This window comes from Hongsoonwoonella zoysiae (genome assembly GCF_013266695.1).
GTDB lineage: Bacteria > Pseudomonadota > Alphaproteobacteria > Rhizobiales > Stappiaceae > Hongsoonwoonella > Hongsoonwoonella zoysiae.
In genome coordinates this window covers 790544-801507 of record NZ_JABRXF010000003.1, presented here as the reverse complement: position 1 = coordinate 801507, position 10964 = coordinate 790544, and the positions used below count along the sequence as shown (strand labels likewise).

At 61.9% G+C, this 10964-nt stretch carries 10 protein-coding genes; 2 read left to right on the top strand and 8 right to left on the bottom strand.

What is annotated here, in order from left to right:
- Both HPQ64_RS20105 and HPQ64_RS20100 read left to right on the top strand, forming a co-directional pair.
- On the top strand, window positions 1-117 hold a 117-nt coding region (locus tag HPQ64_RS20105), incomplete at its 5' end, for a UxaA family hydrolase (protein WP_172888617.1).
- Between the two features lie 68 nt (window positions 118-185).
- Entirely contained in the window at window positions 186-1199 is a 1014-nt protein-coding gene (locus HPQ64_RS20100) for a YeiH family protein (protein WP_172890378.1), read from the top strand.
- Window positions 1200-1321: 122 nt separating this feature from the next.
- Here HPQ64_RS20100 and HPQ64_RS20095 read toward each other — a convergent pair whose 3' ends face one another.
- The 8 genes from HPQ64_RS20095 to HPQ64_RS20065 form a co-directional block, all read right to left on the bottom strand.
- Window positions 1322-2323, bottom strand: a complete 1002-nt coding sequence (locus HPQ64_RS20095) for an oligopeptide/dipeptide ABC transporter ATP-binding protein (protein WP_172890377.1) — start codon at window positions 2321-2323, stop codon at window positions 1322-1324.
- A complete protein-coding gene (locus HPQ64_RS20265; RefSeq protein WP_343036079.1) occupies window positions 2320-3291 on the bottom strand; it encodes an ABC transporter ATP-binding protein in 972 nt (323 codons plus the stop codon). Before HPQ64_RS20265 ends, HPQ64_RS20095 begins: the two co-directional genes overlap by 4 nt.
- A complete protein-coding gene (locus tag HPQ64_RS20260; RefSeq protein WP_210260382.1) occupies window positions 3288-4151 on the bottom strand; it encodes an ABC transporter permease in 864 nt (287 codons plus the stop codon). The genes HPQ64_RS20265 and HPQ64_RS20260 overlap by 4 nt, the downstream gene beginning before the upstream one ends.
- Entirely contained in the window at window positions 4148-5098 is a 951-nt protein-coding gene (locus HPQ64_RS20085) for an ABC transporter permease (protein ID WP_172890376.1), read from the bottom strand. The genes HPQ64_RS20260 and HPQ64_RS20085 overlap by 4 nt, the downstream gene beginning before the upstream one ends.
- A 66-nt stretch (window positions 5099-5164) precedes the next feature.
- Window positions 5165-6739 (bottom strand): ABC transporter substrate-binding protein, encoded by a 1575-nt coding sequence (locus tag HPQ64_RS20080; protein WP_172890375.1) that lies wholly within the window; start codon window positions 6737-6739, stop codon window positions 5165-5167.
- 175 nt (window positions 6740-6914) lie between these two features.
- Window positions 6915-7742: a helix-turn-helix domain-containing protein gene (locus HPQ64_RS20075; protein ID WP_172890374.1), complete on the bottom strand. Its 828-nt coding sequence runs from the start codon at window positions 7740-7742 to the stop codon at window positions 6915-6917.
- 42 nt (window positions 7743-7784) lie between these two features.
- A complete protein-coding gene (locus HPQ64_RS20070; protein ID WP_172890373.1) occupies window positions 7785-9788 on the bottom strand; it encodes a CocE/NonD family hydrolase in 2004 nt (667 codons plus the stop codon).
- A 113-nt stretch (window positions 9789-9901) separates the two neighbouring features.
- Window positions 9902-10735, bottom strand: a complete 834-nt coding sequence (locus HPQ64_RS20065; protein ID WP_172890452.1) for a shikimate dehydrogenase family protein — start codon at window positions 10733-10735, stop codon at window positions 9902-9904.
- Window positions 10736-10964 lie beyond the last annotated feature (229 nt).

The following is a 10964-nucleotide window of genomic DNA, read 5'->3' as shown; positions in this document are numbered from 1 at the left end:
GAGGCGGGCGACGCGCTCATCGACATGATCGTGCGCACCTCGAACGGCCGCAACACCGCCGCAGAAGCCCTCGGACACCGCGAGTTCTCCATGACCAAGCTCTACAGAAGCGCCTGAGTAACGATTTCTTCAATCACATCAGCCGCTGCCCGGACCTTTACCCGGGCGGCGGATATGCGGGTACGATGTCACTTTATTCAACAGCCAGAATGAAGGGCGAATGGCTGCCCTTGTTCCCGGGGGTTCTCCTCGCCCTTACGATCGCCACCGCGGCGAAGTTTCTGGGCGAACACTATGCCGCTCCCGTGATGCTCTTCGCGTTGCTGGTCGGTATGGCCTTTAACTTTCTGGCCGCCGATGAGCGCTTCCGGCCGGGTATCGAGTTCAGTTCCAAAACCCTCCTGCGCGCGGGGATCGTATTGCTTGGAATGCGCATCACCGGCGGTGACATCGCTTCGCTCGGGCTTTCGACATTCTTGACCGTCGTGGCGCTGCTTGCTTTGACGATCGGCTCCGGTTTCGTGTGCGGAAAATTATTCGGCAAAGGCTGGAGGTTTTCCCTGCTGACGGGTGGATCGGTGGCCATATGCGGTGCCTCCGCTGCACTTGCGATCGCCTCCGTTATTCCGCACAACGATAAAACGGAGCGAAACACGTTGTTCACCGTGGTGTCGGTAACGACGCTTTCCACCGTTGCGATGATTTTCTATCCCATTTTGTTTTCCGTTCTGGGTTTGGGAGAAACGCAGAGCGGGTTTCTCGTCGGCGCCACAATTCATGATGTCGCGCAGGTTGTCGGCGCGGGCTATTCGATCTCTCCGGAGGCCGGAGATATCTCCACGATCATCAAGCTGGTCCGCGTGACAATGCTGCCGGTTGTGCTGATCGTTGTGATCATGACATTGGCCCGTTCGGGAGGGGAAGGCCGGAACAAGGTCAGATTGCCCTTGTTCGTGGTAGGTTTCGCCGCGGTCACCACTTTGAACAGCCTCGGCTTCATTCCCCAAGCCGTCACAGGCGTTGGCGTTGGCCTTTCATCCTGGATGCTGATTATCGCCATTTCGGCATTGGGCGTTCGCACCAACATGAAAGACATGCTGCAGCTTGGCTGGCGCCATGTTGCCGTCGTAATCGTTGAAACGCTGTTTTTGCTGGCGCTCGCTATAGCCGCGGTCGAGATCGGCCTGGCCGGGCATTAAGGAAATCCCGACTGCGACGGCGGATCGAAGCTCGCGGTGCGTCCTTTTCGATTAGCGCATTGGACTGCGTGCGGGCGAGACTGCGGATGAACACTTCTGCTTCCGCGCACCGCCCCGAAGGGTTACTCTCCGGGCGTCTCACCTGTGGAAAACGGATAGAGACAGCGCGCTTTGCATTGCTCTCTGCCGGCGACCGGCGCGAGATCCGGCGCTCGTGCGGCGCAATCTTCCCGGCTCCAGGGGCAGCGAGGGTGAAACTCGCACCCCTTCGGCCGGGCAAGCAGCGACGGCACTTCCCCTTTCAGGGCGATACGCTCCAGTTTGGCGTTTGGATCAGGTTCCGGATTGGCGGCAAGCAGCGTACGCGTATAGGGGTGGGCGGGGCTGGCGAACACCTCTTCGACGGGGCCGGTCTCGACCAGGCGCCCGAGATACATCACGCCGATCCGGTCCGCCACGTGGCGGATGATATTGAGATTGTGCGTGATGATCAGCATGGCGAGGCCAAGCTCGCCGCGGAGCTTGTTCAGGAGAGTCAGTATTTCGCCCTGGACGGAAACATCGAGGCCCGCGGTCGGCTCGTCCGCCAGAAGAAGCGCTGGGTTAAGCGCGAGCGCCCTGGCGACGCCGACACGCCGCGCCTGTCCGCCCGAAAGCTGGTGCGGATAGCGGTCGAGAAACTCCTGCGACAGTCCGGCGGCGGCGAGCAGCTCCCGCGCCTTTTGGGCCGGCTCGCCAATGGCGATTCCGTGGATGCGGAATGGCTCGAGGATGAGGCTGCGCACCGTCATGCGCGGGCTGAGCGAGCCGACCGGATCCTGAAATATCATCACCGTTTGTCGGCGCACGGCGGGCCAGTTCGCGTTCTCGTGCAGCGGCCCGCCGGCAAACCAGGCCTTGCCCCCGGCGATCGGCGTCAGGCCGTTGAGTGCGCGCGCAAGCGTTGTCTTGCCGGAACCGCTTTCGCCGACGATTGCCAGGCACTCGCCCTCCCTGATCTCAAGCGACACGCCGGCAACCGCATCGATTGTTCGTCTCTCGCGATCCGCAAAGAGGCCCTTTATCCCCCGCGCAACGGAAAAGCGGACGTGAAGGTCTTCGGCCTTCAGCAGCGGTTCGCTCATCGCGCTGTCTCCGCGAAATGGCACGTCGCCCAATGCTCGGGCGCGGTATCGACACGCGGCGGCCGCATCGCGCCGCATTTCGCCTCGGCGTTCGCGCAGCGCGCGGCGAATATGCACCCCGGCGGCGGCGAGGTCAGGTCCGGCAGGCTTCCCGGTATGGAGGGTAGCGTTTGCCTGCGGTCCTTGATCCGGCCGGGATCGCAGTCGAGCAAGGCTTTCGTATAGGGGTGAGCGGGCGTGTGGAAGATATCCCGAACCCTGCCTTCCTCGACAGCGCTGCCAGCATACATGACGACGACGCGCTGACACAGCTCGGCGATCACGCCGAGATGGTGGGAGATGAAAAGGATCGCGCAGCCGATTTCGCCTTGAAGTTCCTGCAGAAGCTCGATGATCTGCACCTCCAGCGTCGCATCGAGCGCCGTCGTAGGTTCATCGGCTATCAAGAGCTTCGGGTTCATCATCAGCGCCATGGCGATCGCCACACGCTGGCGCATTCCGCCGGACAGTTCGTGCGGGTAGGCGTCCATGCGGCTTGCCGGATCGGAAATGCGCACGCGCGCTAGCATGTCGACCGCCCGCTTGCGCTTGGCTGCGCGCGACAGCGCCTCGCGATGCTGGATGTCGATCATCTGGCGACCGATGGTGAGCACCGGATTGAGCCCGGTCATCGGGTCCTGGAAGACGACCGAAACTTCGCGCCCTCGCCGCAGGCGCATTTCCGCATCGCTCAGGGCAAGCAGATCCGTTCCATCCAGAAAGATCTCGCCGTCCGGTACTTCCGCGTTTTCCGCAAGCAGCCGCAGGACGGCTGAAATCAATGTCGACTTGCCGCAACCCGATTCCCCGACGAGGCCGACGACTTCGCCCGCCGGCACGAGAAGATCTACATTGCGGAGCGCGCGAAGCCTGCCGGCGCGGGTATGATAGTCGACCGACAGATTGCGGATATCGAGAGCTGCCTTCACCGCTCTTTCCTCAGCTTCGGGTCGAGAACGTCGCGCAAAGATTCGCCTAGGAACGTGAAGCCGAGCGTGACCAGGATGAGCGGAATGCCGCCGGACACGATCAGCCAGGGCGTGTTGCGGATGTAGTCGAAACCGTCCTTCAGCGTCGCCCCCCAGCTTGGCGTGCCCGGAGCCACGCCGACGCCGAGAAAGCTCATGCCGGCCTCGATCGTGATGACGACGGGCAGATTGATCGCGGCGAGAATGAAAAAGGGGCCAAGCACGTTCGGCAGGATGTGCATGACCAGGATCCGCATTGTCGAAGCGCCCATGGCGCGCTCCGCATCGATGAATTCCCGCCCGCTGATCGCCTGCGTTTGCGTTCGCGCGACGCGGCCGTATTCGCTGAGCGAAGTAAGGACCACCACGGAGATCACCGTGCCCAGACCCGGCGAGAGCAACGCGCCGAGCGCAAGTGCCAGAATGATGGTCGGATAGGCGCGCAGTGTGTCGAAAAGAAAGAGGATCGTGTTGTCCAGCCAGCGCGGGCCGAAGCCCGCGATCATGCCGAGCGTCAGGCCGATCAGCGCGGCGAGGCCGACGGAGGTCATCCCGACGAAAAGCGCGATGCGCGCTCCGAAAAGCAGACGCGAGAACGTGTCGCGACCAAGATTGTCTGTGCCGAGCAGATGCTCGAAGGAGGGCGGCGCAAAGCGCGCGCGTACGTTGAGCGCCTTGTAGTCGTATGGCGCGATGAAATCCGCAAAGACGGCGCCAAGCACCAGTATCGCGATGATCGTCACGGCGGCCACCGCGAGGGGATCGGATATGAGCCGACCGGCAACCGAATATTTGAAGGGGCTGCGTTCGGCTATGCTCATGATTGCTTCGACGTCCTGAGGCGTGGATCGAGCATGGCATTCACCACATCGGCCACCAGCGTGCACAGGACGAAGAAACTGATGGCGACCAGCATGGAACCCATGACGACGGGATAATTTCGGGTGATCACGGAATCATAGATCAATCGGCCGATGCCCGGCCGCGCGAAGACGATTTCGGCGAAAACGGCGCTCGACAGCAGGCCGCCGACACCCACGCCCAACACCGAAACCGCCGGCAGAACGGCGATACGCAAGGCGTATCGGTAGATGATCCTGTGAGGGGGAAGCCCGAAAGCGCGCGCGGTGCGGATATGATTCTCGCCCATGACCTCGAGCATGGAAGCACGCACGATGCGCGCGATATAGCCGACCCAGGCGAGGCCGATGGCAAACGAGGGTAGAACAAGATGGTGGATCTGGTCCGCCAGATTGCCTCGCTCGCCCGCCCCGATGGCCGGAAACCAGTTCAGGATGACGGCGAAGATCAGGAGGCTCCAAAGCGCCACGACGAAGGAGGGTGCGGCAAGCATGGCGACCGAGAGAACGCCCGTCACACGATCGATCAGCGAGTTGCGATAGGCGGCGGAGAAAGCGCCCAGCAGGATGCCGAGCGTCGCCGACCAGCCGATCGAGGTGAGGATCAGGACGAGCGTGAAGGGAAGCGCTTCGAATACCGGTGTTGCGACCGGGCGATTGCGCAGAACATCCTCACCGAGGTCGCCGGTGAGGACGCGGCCCCAGAATTCGACGATCTGCACCGGCAGCGGCTTGTTGAGGCCCATGCGTTCGGAGAATATTGCGCGCATCTCGTCCGTGGCCCGCGGGCCGAGCAGCACGGTCGTCGGATCGCCCGGCAGCGAGATCATGAACGCATAGAGTGCCGAAATGGCGACCACGAGGATCGCCAGGCCGAGCGCCACTCTTTGCAGGATATACCGACCCATTTTCTCTTTCTTGATCCGGACCGCTGCGATAATGCCCGGACGGCCGGAGCCGCCCGGGCAAACGGCTTACGCCTTGGCGAAATACTGTATCAGCGGCAGGGAATCCGGACGCACCGCCGGCTTCAGTTCCTTGCTGTAAAGGTTCGGCGCGGCTTCATGGGTGATGAAGCGGTATGCGCCGGACTCTTCCATCAGGTCCTGCATGCGCTTGTACATCCGGTCGCGCTTGGCGGTGTCCGTTTCGCCCATCGCCGCCTTGTGAAGCTTGTCGAATTCCTCGTTGGAGAAGCGCTCCCAGTTCCACTTGCCGATCTGTTCGGTGGTAAACCACGCGGTCGCGTAATAGGGATCCGGCGTCATCGAGAAACGGTTGAGGACAAGTTCCAGAGACTTCCAGCGGTCGCCGTCCGCCTCCTTGCCGAGCGACCAGAACGATCCGGACTCATGCACGCCGATCGACAGGTTGATGCCAACCTCCGCCAGCGTTGCCTGAATTACCTGCGCGGCGGTCGTCCAGGTCGACTTGTTGAGAACGTCGAGCTTGAGGTCGAGCGTGTCGACGCCCGCTTCGTCCAGCATCGCGCGCGCCTTGGCGAAATCCGCCTGCGGCGGAACGAGGTTTTCGGCACGATGGCCAATGAGGCCCGGCGCGATAATGCCGGTGGATGCGTCCGCCACGCCGAAATACGCCGCTTCGAGGATCGACGGCACATCGATCGCGTGCTGGATGGCCTGGCGAACGCGGATGTCCTTGAGCTTCGGATTTTCCATGTTCATGCCCACCCACACGTAATAAAGGGAGGGATGCTCGGAAAGAACCGCGTTTTCCGGCGGATTTTCGCGCAGCCGCTCGATTGAGCCGAGGCCGATGCGCGTGAAGTCGAGGTCGCCCGCCTCGAAGGCGATTTCCGCGGTCGCCTCATCGTCGATCAGAATGATCTGAACTTTTTCGAAGTCGGCTTTCGGTCCCGTGAACTCGGGGTTGCGTTCCAGGACCCAGCGGTCGCCCGGGCGGAGTTCGGCGACCCGGTATGGCCCGGCGACCGTCGGCGGCACAGCGTCGGTTATGCGCTTGCCTTCGCCTATCGCCTTCTTGCAGACGATGGTGCCGGCAAGATAGGGCAGCGCGATCGACCAGATGGGTGCGAACGGAGAGCTCAGCTTGATGACGCCGGTGTGCGTGCCCGTCACCTCGACACCGGAAAGCGAGCCGAGGTCCGGCTTGATCGCCGATTCCATTTTCGGGTCGATGATGCGTTCCAGCGAAAACTTGACGTCCTCGGCGGTGATCTCGCCGAAACCGTCCGACCACATCTGCCCCTTCTTGAGCGTGAAGGCGATCTCGGTCGGCGAGGTCTGCTCGATGACCTCCACAAGGTCGGGCTGCCAGCCCCATTCGTTGCCGGGCGTGTATTGGATCAGCTTGCGGTAAATGCATCCGTAAAGCATCTCCTCGCCAAAGCCGGAGGCGTCGACGGGGTCGAAATTGTCACCCTCGGTATATGTGCGGATATTCAGCGTATTGCCGGCGGCCCAGACCTTGATCGGCATGGCGGCCATGGCGCCGAGGCCTGCGGCGCCGGCGAGAAGCTGGCGCCGGCTCAATTGCGCGGCGGTAAAGGGATTGAACGTCGCCGTCATTTTCTGCTTCCTCCGGTTTGTTTCTTGCACTGCCTGGCGAGGGTGACATCGACTCACCGGCGGCGGTGTCATTGAAATTTGCTGGGCGAAAGTATCAGGAAGCGAACTGCTGCCGACAATGGCGCGTCGTCATGGTTCATTTAGCTCTTTGGCGCGGTGGTCGCGTCATCGAGCGTCAGGGAAGCAATTCATAGGCCTTGAGAATGTCAGAATGCTCCAGCTCCCGGGCGGAGATGACCTCCCGGATATAGGGAGGGAGGCCCGGATCATCGGCAGCGAATACGCCGGTCTTGCCGAGGATCGTGCGGCGGTCGCACTCCGGGCCGAGATATTCAAGGAAAAGACGGGCTGCGAACGGGGCCCTGGCGGATCGTCCCTGAACGCCGAGCGTTATGCCGGAAAGAAACTTCAGCTCCTTTCCTTGCGCGGGATAGAGCAAGGTTTGCGAGAGGGACGTCTGATTTCTGGCGTTATAGTCGACGATGGTGATCCGGTCGCCAAGAAAGAACGCGATGCCCAGGTAATGCGAATAATGTGAACGCCCCATGGGGCTTGCCTCTGCCTGGACGCGTTCGGTCAGCCGCGAGAACCATATGCCGTTGCGTTCATGCAGGCGAAGCAGCGAACGGCGAATATGCCCCGGCCGCGATGGCGTGAAATAATAATAGTAGTAATACCCCCGGTAGCGCTCGAGGGCTTGCTCCGATGATTCAATCATCGCGTTGAGTGCGGGTGCTGCGGGTCCCAGCGCGCGGAGCATGTTCTGCGTTTTCGGCGCAACGGCGACGATGACGGAGAACTGGCCGTGCGGCATCATGATCTCGTCGATCGCGACGCCGAAATAGTCGCATATCCGCCGGAGGTTGCGGTCCGAAGGTCGGGCGGAGGCGTTCAGATACTTGGTAAACTGCTGCCGGTTAATACCGAGGTCCCGGCAAACCTGGGAGATCGAGGGCGTATAGCTGCAAAGCAGACGAAGATTGCGCGCAAGGTCGGTGGCCATGGGCTTACAATACCTTGCGCGCGTTGACGCTCAACCGCCTGTTTACACCCCGTCGCGGGGAATTGTGATGTCCCAGTTCTTCTCAAAGATCAGGGCGTCCCCCTCGAATGCTTCAAGCTGCGCGCGAATATGGAAATGTTCGGCATCGCACGTCATCACGGTCGAGGTTTCGGTGCGCGTGCGCCAGTCTGCGCGCCCGACTTCATAGCTCCAGCTCGCTTCCATGCGCGCCGACAGCGGATCGTCCGGATTGAGGCTCCAGACTTCGCGGATTGTACGCCCGGATTCGATGCCGGTTGCCGCCAGGCGTTGCTTGCCGCCATCGGTGATGAGCGTAAGCACATGCGTACCGTCCTCCAGCACCTCCTCGTGCCGCTCGGAACTTTCCGGGCGGACTTCCACGTCATCGAGCGGCGGCGCGCTCTCCGGTGGGCCGAATTCCGTTGGTGCGGGGCCTTCGCCCCGGCGAACCGGCACGACGAGTTCGCAGCCGGCTGGGTCGATATCGAGCGACAGCGGCACGGCCGACGGCCAGATCATCGGCCAGTAGCTCGTCGAAAGTGCAAGTCGCAAGCGGTGGCCGGCGGGCAGGCGGTAGGCGATATCGTTCAGCTTGATCGTCCGCTCGATCGGCTCGCCGGGCACGAGCGGCGTGACCTTCTCATGATCGGGTGAATGCGTGAGGTTGAGCATGCCTGTGGTGATGAAGGCGACCGAACCGTCGGGCCGCACATCGCAAAGGCGTGCGGCGATGAAGCCGGTTTTCCCACGCGGCACTACGCGCAAGTTGATGGTGGCCGCCCCCACGATATCGAGCGGGGCGTCGAGAATCTCGCCGTCAAGGGTCAGAGACAGTGCATCGTCGCCCGCCTGGTCGTCGGCCAGTTCGTTGCGGTCGCGCATTCCGGGGCAGAAGCGCTGGGCGGCCTGGCCGACACGCTGGTCCGCTTCAAGGTGCAGCACGCCGTTCCCGATCGTTTGCCCAAGCCCTGCCTCGCTGAAATTCAGCCTGAGCGGCTCGATCAGTGGCGAGGGCCAGATTTTCTCGGCCGCCCAGGTGCCAGGGCGCTCGTCCAGACGCCGGCTCGGCGCGACGCTGTCCATGATGTGGTAGTCGAGCACCGGCTCATTTTCGATGCCGTTATCCTCGCCCTTGAGCCAGCGGTCCCACCAGCGCTTGCACTCCTGCAAAAAGCCGATCGCGGGCTCCGGATAGGCCTGATGCGGGTACTTGTGAACCCACGGTCCGATGAGCCCTTTCTTCGGACCGGTGAGCTCGGCGAGCAGACGGGGGATCGTGTTCGTGTAGGCGTCTGCCCAGCCTCCGACCGCAAGCACCGCAGCGGAAATCGAACCATAGTCCTCGCAGACGGAACCGCGCTTCCAATAGGCATCACGGCGCTGGTGCTTCAGCCATTTTTCAAGAAGAAGCGGCTGATGTTCCAGCCGGTCGAGCCACATCTGCCGCCACTGCTCTCCGACGATCTCGGGATCGGGCGCGCGGGAGGAGTAGGCCAGCATCTGGGAGGACCAGCCGAGGTTTTCGGTCAAAAGGCAGCCGCCCATGTAGTGGATATCGTCGGCATAACGGTCGTCGCTGGAGCAGATCGTGACAATGGCTTTCAAGGATTCCGGTTTTTTCGCCGCGATCTGAAGTCCGTTGAAGCCGCCCCAGGAAATACCGATCATGCCGACATTGCCATCGCACCACGGCTGGCGGGTCAGCCAATCGATGATCTCTACACCGTCATCGAGTTCCTCTTCCGTGTATTCATCGTCCATGAAGCCGTCGGAATCGCCGTTGCCGCGAATGTCCACACGAATGGCGGCGTATCCATTCGCCGCGAACCACGGATGGTTGACGTCGTCACGCTGGGTTGTCCCGTCGCGCCGGCGATAGGGCAGATACTCCAGGATCACGGGAACGGGGTTTTCCCTCGCGCCTTTCGGAAGCCAGGCCCGCGCGGCCAGACGGACCCCGTCCGGCATCGGGATCCAGACCGGATCCAGTATCTCGATATCGGTTGAGGCGGGCGCTTGTGACATTTCCGGCTCCTGAAGATCAAACCGGGCAAGCTTATGCACCGCGTTTGCGACGCCTCAATTGCGCAGGGCAATAGAAAATGACGCGAGTTGACGCAGGTTGGCTTCTGCGACGTTCAGTAGCGGATGCGGGAAAGGCGCCGGAGCTCTTCGGGCGTCGTCGTCGGCAGGCCAAAGAATTCGAGATAGGCGGGTATCTGCTCAAAAAGCATGTCCGTGCCGACTTGCGTCTTGCAGCCCTTGGCGCGGGCGGCGGCGAGAAACGGCGTTTCTTCCTGTTTCATCACCACTTCGCCGACGAAGGCTTCCGGAGAGATCCGGCTCACGTCCATCGGCAGCGGATCGCCGGCATTCATGCCGATCGGCGTTGCATTGACCACAATGTCGAAACTGGCAGGATCGTCCTTACCTGTTTCGATCTCGATCGTCGGATAGTGTGTCTTGAGGCTGGCCGCCAGTTTTTCGGCGGCTCCAGGATGCTTGTCGAAAAGCGCGAGCCTTGCTGCGCCCGCGTTCGCGAGCGATGCTGCAATCGCCGAGCCGACGCCGCCGGAGCCGACGACGATTGCCGATGCACCGTCTATGGTGCAGCCCTTGCGCCGGGCACCGCGAACGAAGCCTTCTCCGTCGAACATGTCGCCGATCAACCGGCCTTCATCGTCCCGCCTGACCGCATTGCACGCGCCGCAGACCTTGACGGCAGTGCTCGCCTCGTCGAGAAGTGCCACGGTAGAGACCTTGTGCGGCATGGTGACGAGGGCACCTGCGATATTGCGCAAGCGGAAGAGAAGGCGCAGGAAATCCGGATAATCATCGGCCTCGCAGCCCATCGGCACCACGACGACATCGATGCCCTTTTCCTCGAAATAGGGGTTGTAGATCATCGGCGCCTTGAAGCTCTCGGTCGGGATCCCAAGGTGTGCGATCAGCCTTGTGTGCCCTGAAATCAGTTGCGTCATTCGAAGAGTGTCCTGATCGTGCGAAGCAGAGCATCTTGTCTCGGAACGACTGTCTGCGATTGTCGAGCGTATCCTTCGCTCCTTGTGGTCTCAACGCCAGATGTCTGTGAAGAAGGGTGAAACCGGCATTGGCGAAGTTCCCCGACACAACTGAAAAATGAGGCGGCGACCCACGGCTTCTGCCTGCATGGTTCGCCGCCTCATTCGTTTCTGGCGCTAC

What these genes read in the sequence shown, in the direction of transcription:
- HPQ64_RS20085 (WP_172890376.1), bottom strand. Translation starts at nt 5,098, where the DNA reads ATGGGTCGGTATATCCTGCAAAGAGTGGCGCTCGGCCTGGCGATCCTC.
- HPQ64_RS20080 (WP_172890375.1), bottom strand. Translation starts at nt 6,739, where the DNA reads ATGACGGCGACGTTCAATCCCTTTACCGCCGCGCAATTGAGCCGGCGC.
- HPQ64_RS20095 (WP_172890377.1), bottom strand. Translation starts at nt 2,323, where the DNA reads ATGAGCGAACCGCTGCTGAAGGCCGAAGACCTTCACGTCCGCTTTTCC.
- HPQ64_RS20260 (WP_210260382.1), bottom strand. Translation starts at nt 4,151, where the DNA reads ATGAGCATAGCCGAACGCAGCCCCTTCAAATATTCGGTTGCCGGTCGG.
- HPQ64_RS20070 (WP_172890373.1), bottom strand. Translation starts at nt 9,788, where the DNA reads ATGTCACAAGCGCCCGCCTCAACCGATATCGAGATACTGGATCCGGTC.
- HPQ64_RS20100 (WP_172890378.1), top strand. Translation starts at nt 186, where the DNA reads ATGTCACTTTATTCAACAGCCAGAATGAAGGGCGAATGGCTGCCCTTG.
- HPQ64_RS20075 (WP_172890374.1), bottom strand. Translation starts at nt 7,742, where the DNA reads ATGGCCACCGACCTTGCGCGCAATCTTCGTCTGCTTTGCAGCTATACG.